The sequence below is a fragment of the Shewanella sp. SM68 genome, assembly GCF_025653925.1.
GTDB lineage: Bacteria > Pseudomonadota > Gammaproteobacteria > Enterobacterales > Shewanellaceae > Shewanella > Shewanella oncorhynchi.
The window spans coordinates 1-16,879 of record NZ_JAKKRU010000025.1 but is presented as its reverse complement, the minus strand read 5'-3'; the positions used below and the strand labels follow the sequence as shown (position 1 = coordinate 16,879).

Genomic DNA, 16,879 nt, shown 5'->3' with positions numbered 1-16,879 from the left:
AAGGATCTTAGCTTCCCACTCTGGTTGACCTTCTAGGGCCTTCAGAGCTGAACCTTGGATTACTGGTAAATCATCACCTGGGAAATCGTATTCTGACAGAAGTTCACGCACTTCCATTTCAACCAATTCCAGTAACTCTTCGTCATCTACCATGTCACATTTGTTCATGAACACGATGATGAAAGGTACGCCAACCTGACGAGAAAGCAGGATGTGCTCACGAGTCTGTGGCATTGGACCGTCTGTAGAGGCAACTACTAGAATCGCGCCGTCCATCTGTGCAGCACCAGTGATCATGTTTTTAACATAGTCAGCGTGGCCTGGGCAGTCTACGTGTGCGTAGTGACGTGAAGGCGTGTCATATTCGATGTGAGAGGTATTGATCGTAATACCGCGCTCACGCTCTTCAGGAGCGTTATCGATTTGAGAGAAGTCTTTAGCTTCGCCACCGTAGGTCTTAGCCAGTACGTGAGAGATAGCTGCAGTCAGTGTGGTTTTACCATGGTCAACGTGACCAATGGTGCCCACGTTTACGTGAGGCTTAATACGTTCAAATTTAGCTTTTGCCACGATATATTCCTTTCTTTTCAGAATAGTCCAGTCAGTGCTGGACCATAATAACATTTATGTCGTAACTGGATATTAGCTACGAGATTCAATAATCGCTTTTGCAATGTTTTGCGGTGCATCAGAGTACTTCAAGAACTCCATAGAGTATGAAGCGCGACCCTGTGTAGCAGAGCGCAAATCAGTTGCATAACCAAACATTTCAGAAAGAGGCACTACAGCATGGACTATTTTGATGCCACCGAAGCCATCATCCATCCCTTCAATTAAGCCACGACGACGGTTCAAATCACCAACGACGTCACCCATATAATTTTCAGGGGTAGTTACTTCTACTTTCATGCAAGGTTCGAGCAACGCCGGATTCGCTTCAAGCGCACCCTTTTTGAAGCCCATAGAACCTGCAATTTTGAACGCCATCTCGTTCGAGTCCACATCATGATATGAACCATCGAACAGAGTGACCTTCACGTCCAACACAGGGAAGCCAGCGAGAACGCCATTCTTCATCTGTTCTTGGATACCTTTATCAACCGCAGGAATGAATTCACGAGGAATCACACCTCCCACAACAGCATTGACAAATTCGTAACCAGCGCCTTCTTCATTAGGCTCTAGTTTTAACCAAACGTGACCGAATTGTCCACGACCACCTGATTGGCGTACAAATTTACCTTCAGCTTCTACTGATGCTCGGATAGTTTCGCGGTAGGCCACTTGTGGCTTACCTACGTTACATTCAACACCGAATTCGCGACGCATACGGTCTACGATGATGTCTAAGTGTAACTCACCCATACCCGAAATCAGAGTTTGTGATGATTCTTCGTCAGTTTCAACTCGGAATGATGGATCTTCCGCTGCAAGTTTTTGCAACGCGATACCCATTTTGTCCTGATCGGCTTTTGACTTAGGCTCAACGGCAATGGTAATTACTGGCTCTGGGAACTCCATACGTTCCAAGATCACTCTATGATCGTTATCACAAAGCGTATCACCCGTAGTCACTTCTTTTAGACCAATCGCCGCTGCGATATCACCAGCACGGACTTCTTTCAGTTCAGTGCGATCGTTTGCGTGCATTTGCACCATGCGACCTACGCGTTCACGCTTCTGTTTGACAGAGTTGTAAACGCCCGAACCTGATTCGAGTACGCCTGAGTACACGCGAATAAAGGTCAAAGTTCCTACGAATGGATCTGTAGCAATCTTAAATGCCAATGCAGCAAAAGGCGCATTGTCATCTGATGGGCGTTCTACTTCTTGGTCGTTCTCATCGATGCCCTTAATTGGAGGCACATCAATTGGCGCTGGCAAGAATTCAATAACCGCATCAAGTACCGCTTGAACGCCTTTGTTCTTAAATGCAGAACCACAAGTCGCTAAAACGATTTCATTATTTATAGTACGCTGACGTAGCGCCTTTTTAATTTCGTCTTCTGATAGCGTGCCTTCTTCAAGGTACTTATCCATCAGTTCATCCGAAGATTCGGCTGCTACTTCAACCAGATACTCATGCATTTCAGCCGCTTTAGCTGCTAACTCTGCAGGGATCTCCTCATAAGTGAAAGTCATACCCTGGTCTGATTCATTCCAGTTAATTGCTTTCATCTTGATTAAGTCGATCACGCCTTTGAAGTTTTCTTCTGCACCAATATTCAATTGAATAGGCACACAAGTGGCTCCAAGACGAGTTCTAATTTGCTTCACTACACGTTCAAAGTCTGCACCTGCACGGTCCATCTTGTTGATAAATACCAAACGTGGAACGCGGTATTTATCAGCTTGACGCCACACTGTTTCTGACTGAGGTTCAACACCAGATGAACCACAGAAAACGACAACAGCACCGTCGAGGACGCGCAGAGACCGTTCAACTTCAATAGTAAAGTCAACGTGACCAGGGGTATCGATGATATTGATGCGGTGTTCAGTGAATTGAGCATCCATACCACGCCAGAATGTGGTTACCGCAGCCGAGGTGATAGTGATACCACGCTCTTGCTCTTGAACCATCCAGTCTGTGGTAGCGGCGCCGTCATGCACCTCACCGATTTTATGAGACAAACCGGTATAGAACAGAACACGTTCTGTTGTGGTGGTTTTACCTGCGTCAACATGAGCACAAATACCGATATTACGATAACGCTCAATTGGGGTTGTACGAGCCACGATTATACCCTCTCCACCAAGACCTAAGTCTTGGCAATATCAACAACTATGGTGTGGGCCTAAGCCCACACCATCATATTACCAACGGTAATGAGCAAAGGCTTTGTTAGCTTCAGCCATGCGATGCACGTCTTCACGCTTCTTAACAGCAGTACCTTTGTTTTCAGACGCATCCAGCATTTCACCTGCCAGACGTAAAGCCATAGATTTTTCACCACGCTTACGAGCAGCTTCAACTAACCAGCGCATCGCCAGTGCGTTACGACGCACAGGACGAACTTCACATGGTACCTGGTACGTAGAACCACCAACGCGACGAGATTTAACTTCGACTGATGGGCGAACGTTGTCCAGGGCTGCTTCAAGGATAACTAAATGGTTTTCGCTTTTCTTTTCAGCAACAACATCTAGTGCCTTGTAAATAATTTTTTCTGCAGTCGACTTTTTGCCGTCTTGCATAATGACGTTGATGAACTTAGCCAGCAACTCACTGTGAAACTTTGGATCTGGTAGGATTTTACGTTGTCCTACAACGCGACGTCTTGGCATAACAATTCTCCGTATGCTTCAGGGATTTCCAAAACTGGAATTCTCAAAATAAAACTAGCTTGGCCTTACTTAACGGATAAGTTAAGACTTAGGACGCTTAGCACCGTATTTAGAACGGCTTTGGCGACGTGAAGTCACGCCTGCACAGTCTAATGCGCCACGAATAGTGTGATAACGCACACCTGGTAAGTCTTTAACACGACCACCACGGATTAAGATCACGCTATGTTCCTGCAGGTTGTGGCCTTCACCGCCGATGTACGAAGTAACTTCGAAACCGTTAGTTAGACGCACACGAGCTACTTTACGTAGTGCAGAGTTAGGTTTTTTAGGGGTAGTAGTGTACACACGTGTACAAACACCACGTTTTTGCGGGCACGCATTCAACGCAGGCACGTTAGTCTTGTCGACTTTTGGCGCGCGTGGCTTACGTACCAACTGGTTTACAGTTGCCATGTATAGCTCCGAGTCAGTTGAATCAAACTCAACGATAAGGTGTGAAAAATCTATATCCCACAATGGTGGGACGCGGAATTTTAGAAAGGTAATGCCTGACTGTCAAGAAATAGCCAACTTTTGCGGCATATTACAAGAAAAAAGGCGCCATAGGCGCCTTTTTATAACAAACTTATTACTTAATCTTGGCTACCAGCCAAGTTTAAGAGATCGGCCAAGTTCTGTTCGGCTTCACTTGCAGTGATCTTGTTCACTACTACAGGTTCGTTTTTCTTCGCACGCGCTTCATTACGAGTCTTGTGATAAGCGTAACCAGTACCGGCTGGGATCAGTCGGCCAACGATAACGTTTTCTTTCAGACCACGTAATTGATCGCTCTTACCACCTACGGCGGCTTCGGTCAGTACGCGCGTGGTTTCTTGGAACGATGCTGCTGAGATAAAGGATTCTGTTGCCAGAGATGCTTTAGTAATACCCAGTAGCTCACGTTCAAAGGTCGCAGGCACTTTACCTTGGGCGATCAGTTCGCGGTTAGCGATCTTCACGCGTGACACTTCAGCTTGTTCCCCTTCGAGGAAGTCAGTGTCGCCGGCAGAAGTGATAAGACACTTACGCAGCATCTGACGGATGATCACTTCGATATGCTTATCGTTGATCTTCACGCCTTGCAAACGGTAAACGTCCTGTACTTCGTTCACAATGTAGTTTGCTACGTTGTGGATACCACGAAGACGCAGAATGTCGTGCGCAGCTTCTGGACCGTCAGCGATAACTTCACCACGTTCGACTTTTTCACCTTCGAACACGTTTAAGTTACGCCACTTAGGGATCATCTCTTCATAATGATCGCCGCCATCAGCAGGTGTAATCACCAAACGACGCTTACCTTTGGTCTCTTTACCAAACGAGATGGTACCAGAGATTTCCGCCAGAATAGCAGGCTCTTTTGGCTTACGCGCTTCGAACAAGTCAGCAACGCGTGGCAGACCACCGGTGATGTCGCGTGTTTTAGACGATTCCTGAGGAATACGAGCTAATGCGTCACCCACGTTGATTTGCGCGTTATCTTCTAAGTTAACGATCGCACTACCTGGTAAGAAGTATTGTGCTGGCACTTCAGTACCTGGGATCATCAAGTCAGCACCATTAGCGCCAAGCAGACGGATCATTGGGCGCATTTCTTTACCCGCAGTACCACGCTGACCAACGTCAAGGATCACGATTGATGACAGACCCGTTAGTTCGTCTGTTTGACGTGTCATAGTGACACCGTCAATCATGTCTACGAACTTGATACTACCCGCCACTTCAGAAATGATTGGGTGAGTATGTGGATCCCAGTTAGCGATAACATCGCCCGCTTCAACAGCCGCTTCTTCTAGTTTCTCGAGCACAGTACCGTATGGCACTTTATAACGCTCTTTCTCACGACCCAGCTCGTCAATAACAGCCAGTTCAGAAGAACGAGAAACGATAACCAGTTTGCCGTCACTGTTAGTAACATGCTTAGCATTATGCAGTTTCAATGAACCCGAGTTTTTCACTTGGACATTGTTTTCTGCAGACGCTCTAGATGCCGCACCACCGATGTGGAACGTACGCATCGTTAACTGTGTACCTGGTTCACCGATAGATTGTGCTGCCACAACACCGATGGCTTCACCGTGGTTAATAATATGACCACGAGCCAAGTCACGACCGTAACAAGCTGCACACACACCGAAATCGGTATCACAAGAAATAACAGAACGTACAATCACTTCGTCGATTGAATGCTCTTCTAACTTGTCACACCATGCTTCGTCGAGTAGCGTGTTACGTGGTGCTAATACGTCTTCAGTGCCTGGATAGAACACATCAATCGCAACCACACGACCCAGTACGCGTTCACGTAACGGCTCAACCACATCACCACCTTCAATCAGCGGTTTCATGGTTAGACCTTCGTGAGTACCACAATCGTCTTCGATAACCACTAAATCTTGTGCAACGTCTACAAGACGACGAGTCAGGTAACCCGAGTTCGCTGTCTTCAATGCCGTATCGGCTAGACCTTTACGCGCACCGTGAGTAGAAATAAAGTACTGGAGTACGTTTAGACCTTCACGGAAGTTAGCGGTAATTGGCGTTTCGATGATTGAGCCGTCTGGCTTAGCCATCAGACCACGCATACCCGCCAACTGACGGATCTGTGCGGCACTACCACGAGCGCCTGAGTCAGCCATCATATAGATGCTGTTAAACGAGGCTTGTTTCTCTTCAACACCATCACGGTTAATCACTGTCTCAGTTGACAGGTTTTCCATCATAGCTTTAGAAACTTTTTCGTTGGCACTTGCCCAGATATCGATAACTTTGTTGTAACGCTCACCAGCTGTGACTAGACCAGATTGGAACTGCTCTTGAATTTCAAGAACTTCCGCTTCTGCATCAGCAACTAAGGTGTATTTCTCGTCTGGAATAACCATGTCATCGATACCGACAGAGGCACCAGAGATGGTTGCAAAACGGAAACCGGTATACATCAATTGGTCAGCGAAGATAACAGTATCTTTCAGACCCAGTTGACGATAACAGGTGTTCAACAGTTTAGAGATCTGCTTTTTGCCCATGTTCTGGTTAACCAGATCAAATGACAAACCTGCTGGCAGAATAAGTGACAGCAGAGCACGACCCACAGTCGTATCAACGATACGGCGTTGTTCAGTGCGCTCACCATCGTCACCAATAATGGTTTCAGTGATACGAACTTTAACGCGGGCATGCAGTTCAGCAGCGCCAGTTGCGTAAGCTTTTTCAACTTCAGCAACAGACATAAATGCCATACCTTCACCACGGCCATTAATACGCTCACGGCTGGTGTAGTACAGACCCAATACCACGTCTTGAGACGGTGTGATAACAGGTTCGCCGTTGGCTGGTGACAGGATGTTGTTGGTAGACATCATCAGGGCACGGGCTTCAAGCTGCGCTTCCAGTGTTAACGGTACGTGTACCGCCATTTGGTCACCGTCGAAGTCGGCGTTGTATGCCGCACAAACGAGTGGGTGTAACTGGATCGCTTTACCTTCAATCAGTACAGGTTCGAACGCTTGGATACCCAGTCTGTGCAGTGTTGGTGCACGGTTGAGCATCACTGGATGTTCGCGGATCACTTCATCCAGAACGTCCCATACTTCTGCCACTTCACGCTCAACCATCTTCTTAGCCGCTTTGATGGTAGTCGCTAAGCCACGACCTTCTAGCTTGCCATAGATGAATGGCTTGAACAGTTCCAGTGCCATCTTCTTAGGAAGACCACATTGGTGCAGACGTAGAGTAGGACCTACGGTAATTACCGAACGACCAGAATAGTCAACGCGCTTACCCAATAAGTTCTGACGGAAACGACCTTGCTTACCTTTGATCATATCGGCCAAAGATTTCAGAGGACGCTTGTTAGAACCGGTAATAGCACGACCACGACGACCGTTATCTAATAGCGCATCAACAGACTCTTGTAACATACGCTTTTCGTTGCGTACGATAATGTCTGGCGCAGCTAAATCTAACAGACGCTTCAAACGGTTGTTACGGTTGATCACGCGGCGATACAGGTCGTTAAGATCTGAAGTCGCGAAGCGGCCGCCATCGAGCGGAACCAACGGACGTAAGTCAGGTGGTAACACAGGCAGTACTTTTAAGATCATCCACTCAGGCTTGTTGCCTGAAGTGTAGAATGCTTCCATCAACTTAAGACGTTTAGTCACTTTCTTGCGACGAGTCTCAGAATTGATTGAAGGCAATTCTTCACGCATTTGTTCGATTTCTTTCGCTAAATCGATAGCACGTAACAGTTCAAGCACTGCTTCGGCACCCATTTTAGCTTCGAACTCATCACCGTATTCTTCTAATGCATCCAGATAAGTTTCTTCTGTCAGCATTTGGCCACGTTCAAGGCTGGTCATGCCAGGCTCGATCACGACAAATGATTCAAAATACAGTACGCGTTCGATATCACGCAGCGTCATATCCAGCATTAAGCCAATACGTGACGGTAGCGATTTTAAGAACCAAATGTGCGCAACTGGGCTAGCCAGTTCGATGTGACCCATACGCTCACGACGTACTTTAGTTTGGGTTACTTCAACGCCACACTTTTCACAAATAACACCACGGTGCTTCAAACGTTTGTACTTACCGCACAAACATTCGTAATCTTTGACTGGGCCAAAGATACGCGCACAGAACAGACCTTCACGCTCAGGCTTGAAGGTACGGTAGTTGATGGTTTCTGGCTTCTTAACTTCACCAAAAGACCAAGAACGGATCAGATCAGGCGATGCCAGACCAATTTTGATGCCGTTAAATTCTTCAGTCTTGCTTTGCTGTTTCAGAAACTTTAATAAGTCTTTCACGTTTCTCTCCTGAAGGAGTTAAACCGGGTGCTCCGCTTGCACGGAGCACCATTCTGTTTGCCAAACGCGGCTAAAGGCCTGCGCTTATGCCTGATCCAACTCGATATTAATACCGAGTGAACGGATCTCCTTCAGTAACACGTTGAAGGACTCTGGCATGCCAGGTTGCATCTGATGGTTACCGTCGACGATGTTCTTATACATCTGAGTACGACCGTTAACGTCATCCGATTTAACAGTGAGCATTTCTTGAAGCGTATAAGCGGCACCGTATGCTTCTAGTGCCCACACTTCCATCTCACCGAAACGCTGACCACCGAACTGAGCTTTACCGCCCAGTGGTTGTTGAGTCACTAAGCTGTACGAACCGGTAGAACGGGCGTGCATCTTGTCATCAACTAAGTGGTTCAGTTTGAGCATGTACATGTAACCTACCGTTACTTGACGCTCAAATTCGTTACCGGTACGACCATCAAACAACTTCAACTGACCAGAGGTTGGCAAACCTGCCAGTTCAAGCATCTGCTTGATCTCTTTCTCTTTAGCACCGTCGAATGCAGGAGTTGCAATCGGGATACCGCCTTTCAGGTTAGTCGCAAGACGTAATACTTCATCATCAGTGAATGAATCGATATCGACGCGCTGCTGCACTTCGTCACCTAATTCATAAACTTGCTTGATGTAACCACGAACTTCAGCCAGCTCACGCTGTTCTTCAAGCATCGCAGTGATCTTGTTACCAATGCCTTTGGCAGCGGCGCCCATATGGACTTCAAGTACCTGACCAATGTTCATACGTGATGGAACACCTAGCGGGTTCAATACGATGTCTACTGGGTTACCTTGTTCGTCATATGGCATGTCTTCGATTGGGCAAATCTTAGAGATAACACCCTTGTTACCGTGACGACCCGCCATCTTGTCACCAGGTTGGATAGTACGCTTAACCGCTAAGTAAACCTTAACGATTTTGAGTACGCCTGGCGCCAAGTCATCACCTTGGGTGATCTTGCGACGTTTGATTTCAAACTTCTTATCGAAGTCAGCTTTGAGCTCTTCATGCTGTTCAGCTAATTGCTCAAGTTCAGTTTGTTTTGCTTCATCGTCAATGACTTGAACCAATACATCTTTACGTGGCAACGCAGCAATTTGCGCTTCAGTGAAACCAGCACCGATTAACAGGTTACGCGCACGGCTCAATACACCTTCTTCAAGGATCTTGAACTCTTCGCCTAAGTCTTTACGAGCTTGGGCAATGTGCATCTCTTCGATTTCAACTGCACGCTTGTCTTTTTCAACGCCGTCACGGGTAAATACCTGTACGTCGATGATAGTGCCCTTAACAGAGTTAGGAACACGCAGTGAACTGTCTTTAACGTCAGACGCTTTCTCACCGAAGATAGCACGGAGTAACTTCTCTTCTGGCGTTAGCTGTGTTTCGCCTTTTGGCGTCACTTTACCAACCAGAATATCGCCGCCCTTCACTTCTGCACCAATGTAAACGATACCTGACTCGTCGAGTTTCGACAGAGCAGATTCACCCACGTTTGGAATATCAGCCGTGATTTCTTCGCTACCCAGTTTGGTATCACGAGCAATACAAGACAGCTCCTGAATGTGGATAGTGGTGAAACGGTCTTCTTGCGCTACGCGCTCAGAAATTAAGATCGAGTCTTCGAAGTTGTAACCGTTCCAAGGCATGAATGCGATACGCATGTTCTGGCCAAGGGCTAAGTCACCTAAGTCAGTAGACGGACCGTCTGCTAACACGTCACCACGAACGACTGGCTCACCAACAGCACAACAAGGGCGTTGGTTGATACAAGTGTTTTGGTTAGAACGGGTGTATTTAGTCAGGTTATAAATGTCGATACCGGCTTCGCCTGGGCGCAGCTCATCTTCATTTACTTTAACAACGATGCGGCTCGCATCAACGTAGTCTACAAAACCACCACGTTTAGCAACAACCACAACACCAGAGTCAACAGCCAAAGTACGTTCAATACCAGTACCTACTAGCGGCTTTTCAGAGCGCAGTGTGGGTACGGCTTGACGTTGCATGTTCGCACCCATCAAGGCACGGTTAGCATCGTCGTGTTCTAAGAACGGGATCAGTGACGCAGCAACAGAAATAATCTGTTGTGGCGAAACATCCATATACTGGATGTCAGCAGCGCGCATAAAGGTCGATTCACCTTTATGACGACAAGCAATTTGCTCTTCTGCCATACGACCGCTAGCGTCAACTTCGATGTTCGCCTGTGCAATCACATAACGACCTTCTTCAATTGCTGACAAGTATTCCACTTCGTCAGTAATCACGCCGTCGATAACCTTGCGGTATGGCGTTTCTAGGAAGCCGTAAGAGTTAGTACGGGCAAAACTTGCTAATGAGTTGATTAGACCAATGTTTGGACCTTCAGGGGTCTCAATTGGACATAAACGACCATAATGCGTTGGATGTACGTCGCGGACTTCGAAGCCTGCACGTTCACGAGTCAAACCACCAGGGCCAAGAGCAGAAATACGACGCTTATGCGTTACTTCTGACAGCGGGTTGTTTTGGTCCATGAATTGTGACAGCTGAGAAGAACCGAAGAACTCTTTCACTGCAGCAGAAATTGGCTTAGCGTTGATCAAGTCTTGTGGCATCAGCTCATTCAGATCGCCTAAAGACAGACGTTCACGCACGGCGCGCTCAACACGGACTAAACCAACACGGAATTGGTTTTCAGCCATTTCACCGACGCTACGAATACGACGGTTACCTAAGTGATCGATGTCATCGACTTCGTCGAAACCGTTACGGATATGAATGATGTTCTTCATTACCGCGACGATGTCTTCTTTAGACAATACACCGCTACCTTCGTCATCAGGAATGCTGAGACGACGGTTGAACTTCATACGACCTACTTTAGACAGGTCATAACGCTCTTCACTGAAGAACAAGTTCTGGAATAGTGCTTCGGCAGCATCTTTGGTTGGTGGCTCGCCAGGACGCATCATACGATAGATCTCAACCAGCGCTTCTAAGCGGTTAGTGGTTGAATCGATACGCAGCGTATCTGAAATATAAGCACCATGATCTAGCTCGTTGATATACAACGTGCTGATATCTTTAATACCGGCCAATGATAGTTTAGCCAGATCTTCTAAGCTAATTTCACTGTTGGCAGAGACTAAAACTTCACCCGTGTCCGGATCGATATAATCTTGAGCAGCATATTTGCCCACGATATATTCAACTGGCACTTCAAGCTCAGTGGTATTGGTCTTTTCTAACTGACGAATATGACGCGCAGTAATACGACGTCCCGCTTCAACCAGTACAGAACCTTCAGCATCCTTGATGTCATAGCTGGCAGTTTCGCCACGCAGACGTTCAGGCACCAAAGACATGACCAGAGTATCTTTCTTGATCTTGAACTCAACGCGTTCGAAGAACAGATCGAGGATCTCTTGAGTAGAATATTCTAATGCACGTAACATGATGGTCGCAGGCAGTTTGCGGCGACGGTCAATACGCACAAATAGTGCATCTTTAGGATCGAATTCAAAGTCAAGCCATGAACCACGGTAAGGAATAATACGTGCGTTATACAGCACCTTACCTGATGAGTGGGTTTTACCACGGTCATGATCAAAGAACACGCCTGGAGAACGGTGTAATTGAGATACGATTACACGCTCAGTACCGTTGATAACAAAAGTACCGTTATCCGTCATCAATGGGATATCACCCATGTAGACTTCTTGTTCTTTAATATCTTTTACTGTGCCCGCCGCTGCTTCACGGTCATACAACACCATGCGTAATTTAACGCGTAGTGGAGCTGAATACGTAACACCACGGATCTGACACTCTTTCACATCAAAAACAGGCTCGCCAAGCTTATAGCTGACGTATTGCAGTTCTGAGTTACCAGAAAAGCTCTTGATGGGAAAAACGCTACGGAAGGCGGCTTCTAAACCGCGCTCACCGGTAGGATCTTGATCGGTGAACTTCTTAAAAGAGTCTAGCTGGATAGACAATAAATAAGGGATATCCAAAACTTTTGGACGCTTACCAAAGTCTTTGCGAATACGCTTCTTTTCAGAATAGGAGTAAACCATGGGTTTCCTCTGCTTACGAGATGTGACCAAGACTGAATAAATAACTTAAGTTATTAAAATTCAGCACGTTTGCCCATCACCGTTGATGGCAAGAACCTAACCAGTAATCTCTGCTAGGGACTGCAAAATTTGGCGACAAACGGTGAAAAAAAATCGCCAGCGCATATAGCGCAAAAAAGGCCGACGGTTAAAAAACCGCCAGCCTCCACCCAAGTGGCTTGGGTGAGCAAGCTAAATAATAGCTTACTTAATTTCTACAGAAGCACCAGCTTCAGTAAGTTCTTTCTTCAGAGCTTCAGCTTCTTCTTTAGAAACGCCTTCTTTAACTGCTACTGGAGCAGCTTCAGACATAGCTTTAGCTTCTTTCAGGCCTAAACCAGTTGCGCCACGGATGGCTTTAATAACTGCAACTTTGTTGTCGCCGTGAGCAGTCAGAACTACGTTGAATTCTGTTTGTTCTTCAACAACAACTGCTTCTGCACCGCCAGAAACAACAGCAGCAGCGGCAGAAACGCCGAACTTCTCTTCCATAGCTTCGATCAGTTCAACAACTTCCATTACAGACATAGCTGCAAAGGCTTCTAAGATTTGGTCTTTAGTGATAGACATAACAAATGTTTCCTATTGTTCTGAATTCAATTTTATTAAGCAGCCAGCTTGAAATTAAGCGGCTTCTTGTTTTTGATCGCGCAGGGCGGCCAGTGTACGAACGAACTTGCCAGCAGATGCTTCTTTCATAGTCATCATTAACTGAGCTAGTGCTTCTTCGTATGTTGGCAGTTTCGCCAAACGATCAATTTCAGCTGCAGGGATGAAATTCCCTTCAAAGGCTGCGCCTTTAACTTCGAAGTTAGCTTGTTCTTTAGCAAAGTCTTTTAACAGACGTGCTGCAGCACCTGGGTGCTCTAAAGAAAAAGCAATCAAAGTTGGGCCAGTGAACGTTTCTGCTAGGCACTCAAAAGCAGTACCTTCAACAGCACGACGAGCTAGCGTGTTACGTACTACACGTACATATACACCAGCTTCGCGAGCTTTTTTACGCAGACCGGTCATAGCACCTACAGTCACACCGCGAGAATCAGCGGCAACTGCAGATAGCGCACCTTTGGCAGCTTCGTTGACTTCAGCAACAATCGCTTTTTTGTCTTCGAGTCTTAATGCCATTGGCTTTACTCCTGGATTCTACCTAGGGTATTCCCTAGTATTTACCATACTAAATACTTATGTATTTAGTGACTTACGGTGCAGATTATCCAGTAAAAAATTTTAGCTGGGGCCTGACACCGTCTACGCAGGAAATTAAGTTATTTTTACAAAAACACCTGCGGTCTTGGACGGAAACCTGGGTTAAACTCCGCCTAAACGGAAGATAAAACAGGCTTCAACCCACAAAGTGCGCGCATTATAGACTAATGCACCCGCTTTGTAAAATTATAGAGTTGTTTCAAGCGTAGCTTGATCAACTGCAACACCTGCACCCATAGTGGTAGAGATGCTGATCTTTTTCACGAAAATGCCTTTAGCAACTGCAGGCTTAGCCTTTTTCAGTGCTGACACTAACGCTTCCAAGTTTTCTTTCAATTGAACTGGTGTGAAATCCACTTTACCGATAGTAGTGTGGATAATACCGTTCTTGTCGTTACGGTAACGAACTTGACCAGCCTTGGCATTCTTAACAGCTTCAGCAACGTTTGGCGTTACTGTACCTGTTTTAGGGTTAGGCATTAAACCACGTGGGCCTAAGATTTGACCTAACATACCAACAACGCGCATTGCATCTGGAGATGCGATAACCACGTCAAAGTTCATTTCACCGGCTTTGATTTTCTCAGCCAGATCATCCATACCAACTAGCTCAGCGCCAGCTGCTTTAGCAGCTTCAGCATTTGCACCTTGTGTAAATACTGCAACGCGAACGTCACGACCAGTACCGTGTGGCAACACTGTTGCACCACGAACGTTTTGGTCAGATTTACGTGGGTCGATACCCAGGTTAACTGCTACGTCTACACTTTCAACGAATTTTGCAGTTGCTAATTCTTTTAACAGAGCAACAGCTTCGTTGATATCGTAGCTTTTAGTACCGTCAACTTTCTCGCGAATTACGCGCATGCGTTTAGTTAGCTTTGCCATTATATTAATCCTCTACAACCAAACCCATTGAACGCGCAGTACCTTCGATTGAGCGAGTCATCGCTTCAATGTCAGCACCAGTCATATCGGCAGCTTTAAGTTCAGCAATTTCTTGAACTTTAGCGCGAGCGATAGTACCCACTTTCTGAGTGTTTGGACGTGGAGAACCTGATTTCAGGCCAGCAGCAGTCTTCAGTAAGTAAGACGCTGGAGAAGTCTTGGTTTCAAAAGTGAATGAACGGTCACTGTATACAGTGATCACGACTGGAATAGGCATGCCTTTTTCCATTTTTTCTGTACGGGCGTTAAACGCTTTACAGAATTCCATGATGTTCACACCTTTTTGACCCAAAGCTGGACCAACTGGTGGTGACGGGTTCGCAGAACCTGATTTTACTTGTAGCTTAATATAAGCATCAATCTTCTTTGCCATCTGACATTTCCTCAGTTTGGGTTCAAACGCGCATCAGCGACATGCTGACGTGCTCCCCCGAAAACAACGGGGACGAATTATATAGAAATTCGCCCCCGTTGCCAAACGGATTTTGTATTTTATTTAATCAGCCTTTTTCAACTTGACTGAAGTCAAGTTCAACAGGCGTAGAACGACCAAAGATCATTACTGATACTTTCACGCGGCTCTTGTCATAATCCACTTCTTCAACGGTGCCGTTAAAGTCAGCAAATGGACCATCACACACACGTACCACTTCACCAGGCTCAAATATGGTTCTATGAGTCGGTGACGCTGTCGTTTCTTGTAAGCGACGCAGAATTGCATCAGCTTCTTTATCTGAAATTGGGGCAGGACGATCAGACGTTCCGCCAATAAAGCCTAAAACACGCGGGATGCTTTTGACTAAATGCCAGCTGTCATCGTTCATTTCCATCTGGACTAACACATAGCCAGGGAAAAACTTACGTTCGCTCTTGCGACGCTGACCTGCACGCATTTCGATGACTTCTTCAGTCGGAACCAATACTTCACCGAAGTATGCTTCCATGCCATGCATTTTAATATATTCAATCAGTGACTTACAAACTCGGCCTTCATAGCCTGAGAATGCCTGCACTACATACCATCTTTTTTTAGCTTCTTTAGCTTCAGTCATTCGAGGTGCCTATACGCCAGTGATAAAATTGACAATTCGCATTAACACAGCATCCATACCCCAAAGGATAAGAGCTAAGATACCTGTTGCTGCAAGGACAATAAAAGTGGTGTTTAGCGCTTCTTGACGCGTCGGCCATACAACCTTGCGCACTTCGATATGCGCTTCACGGGCAAAAGCTAACGCTTTTTTACCTTTTACAGTCTGAAGCGCAATAAAACCAGCAATAGCGAATGCAACGATAACACTAAGCGCACGTATGACGGCACTGGCTTCGCTATACATTTGATTGCCAATAACAGCAGCGGCTAGCAATACAATCACTAAACCCCACTTCACGATATCCAGAGAATTGTTCTGGTTTTCAGTATTTGTTGTCATCGGTTTTTCCGTTACTCAATACGGCCTGAGCTTAGAGCACATTAATTGACGGGCATAATCCCACATCACTCTGCATTTCCGAACACCCTTAGAAACGCAAAATAGCATAAGCTCAGGGTCAAAAATCGGCCATTAAGCGATGATTTTAGCTACTACACCAGCACCAACTGTACGACCACCTTCACGGATTGCGAAGCGTAAACCTTCGTCCATCGCGATTGGGCAAATCAGAGTCACTACCATTTTGATGTTGTCGCCAGGCATTACCATCTCTACGCCTTCTGGCAGTTCGATAGTACCGGTTACGTCAGTTGTACGGAAGTAGAACTGTGGACGGTAGCCTTTGAAGAATGGAGTGTGACGTCCGCCTTCTTCTTTTGACAGAACATAAACTTCTGATTCAAAAGTRGTGTGTGGGTTGATTGAACCTGGTTTAGCCAATACTTGACCACGTTCTACGTCATCACGCTTAGTACCACGTAATAACACACCACAGTTCTCACCTGCACGACCTTCGTCAAGCAGTTTACGGAACATTTCTACACCAGTACACGTTGTTTTAGTCGTTGTGCGAACACCAACGATTTCAACTTCGTCACCCACTTTAACAATACCACGCTCAACACGACCAGTAACTACTGTACCACGGCCTGAAATTGAGAATACGTCTTCGATTGGCAGTAGGAACGGCTTATCGATATCACGTTGTGGTTCTGGAATGTAAGAATCCAGTGCYGCGGCTAATTCAAGGATCTTAGCTTCCCACTCTGGTTGACCTTCTAGGGCCTTCAGAGCTGAACCTTGGATTACTGGTAAATCATCACCTGGGAAATCGTATTCTGACAGAAGTTCACGCACTTCCATTTCAACCAATTCCAGTAACTCTTCGTCATCTACCATGTCACATTTGTTCATGAACACGATGATGAAAGGTACGCCAACCTGACGAGAAAGCAGGATGTGCTCACGAGTCTGTGGCATTGGACCGTCTGTAGA

13 protein-coding genes are annotated in these 16,879 nt (G+C 46.2%); all 13 read right to left on the bottom strand.

What is annotated here, in order from left to right; genetic code table 11:
- Positions 1-570: GTP-binding protein (locus L5M40_RS22275; protein ID WP_263186831.1), on the bottom strand; the 570-nt coding region annotated here is incomplete at its 3' end.
- 72 nt (positions 571-642) lie between these two features.
- Entirely contained in the window at positions 643-2,739 is a 2,097-nt protein-coding gene (fusA, locus tag L5M40_RS22270; RefSeq protein ID WP_006083603.1) for an elongation factor G, read from the bottom strand.
- A gap of 78 nt (positions 2,740-2,817) precedes the next feature.
- Positions 2,818-3,288, bottom strand: coding sequence for a 30S ribosomal protein S7 (gene rpsG / locus L5M40_RS22265; RefSeq protein ID WP_011787570.1), 471 nt, complete (start codon positions 3,286-3,288; stop codon positions 2,818-2,820).
- Between the two features lie 81 nt (positions 3,289-3,369).
- On the bottom strand, positions 3,370-3,744 hold the full coding sequence (gene rpsL, locus L5M40_RS22260; protein WP_006083605.1) for a 30S ribosomal protein S12: 375 nt from the start codon (positions 3,742-3,744) through the stop codon (positions 3,370-3,372).
- A 179-nt stretch (positions 3,745-3,923) separates the two neighbouring features.
- On the bottom strand, positions 3,924-8,141 hold the full coding sequence (gene rpoC, locus L5M40_RS22255; RefSeq protein WP_105251033.1) for a DNA-directed RNA polymerase subunit beta': 4,218 nt from the start codon (positions 8,139-8,141) through the stop codon (positions 3,924-3,926).
- Between the two features lie 84 nt (positions 8,142-8,225).
- On the bottom strand, positions 8,226-12,257 hold the full coding sequence (rpoB, locus tag L5M40_RS22250; protein ID WP_105251032.1) for a DNA-directed RNA polymerase subunit beta: 4,032 nt from the start codon (positions 12,255-12,257) through the stop codon (positions 8,226-8,228).
- A gap of 243 nt (positions 12,258-12,500) precedes the next feature.
- A complete protein-coding gene (gene rplL / locus L5M40_RS22245) occupies positions 12,501-12,866 on the bottom strand; it encodes a 50S ribosomal protein L7/L12 (protein ID WP_105251031.1) in 366 nt (121 codons plus the stop codon).
- Between the two features lie 54 nt (positions 12,867-12,920).
- On the bottom strand, positions 12,921-13,421 hold the full coding sequence (gene rplJ, locus L5M40_RS22240) for a 50S ribosomal protein L10 (RefSeq protein WP_006083609.1): 501 nt from the start codon (positions 13,419-13,421) through the stop codon (positions 12,921-12,923).
- Positions 13,422-13,688: 267 nt separating this feature from the next.
- Positions 13,689-14,390: a 50S ribosomal protein L1 gene (gene rplA, locus L5M40_RS22235; RefSeq protein WP_105251030.1), complete on the bottom strand. Its 702-nt coding sequence runs from the start codon at positions 14,388-14,390 to the stop codon at positions 13,689-13,691.
- Between the two features lie 4 nt (positions 14,391-14,394).
- On the bottom strand, positions 14,395-14,823 hold the full coding sequence (rplK, locus tag L5M40_RS22230; protein WP_006083611.1) for a 50S ribosomal protein L11: 429 nt from the start codon (positions 14,821-14,823) through the stop codon (positions 14,395-14,397).
- A gap of 127 nt (positions 14,824-14,950) precedes the next feature.
- A complete protein-coding gene (nusG, locus tag L5M40_RS22225) occupies positions 14,951-15,502 on the bottom strand; it encodes a transcription termination/antitermination protein NusG (protein WP_105251029.1) in 552 nt (183 codons plus the stop codon).
- Between the two features lie 9 nt (positions 15,503-15,511).
- Positions 15,512-15,883 (bottom strand): preprotein translocase subunit SecE, encoded by a 372-nt coding sequence (gene secE, locus L5M40_RS22220; protein WP_006083613.1) that lies wholly within the window; start codon positions 15,881-15,883, stop codon positions 15,512-15,514.
- 132 nt (positions 15,884-16,015) lie between these two features.
- A partial coding sequence (gene tuf, locus L5M40_RS22215) for an elongation factor Tu (protein ID WP_263186919.1) occupies positions 16,016-16,879 on the bottom strand: 864 nt, incomplete at its 5' end.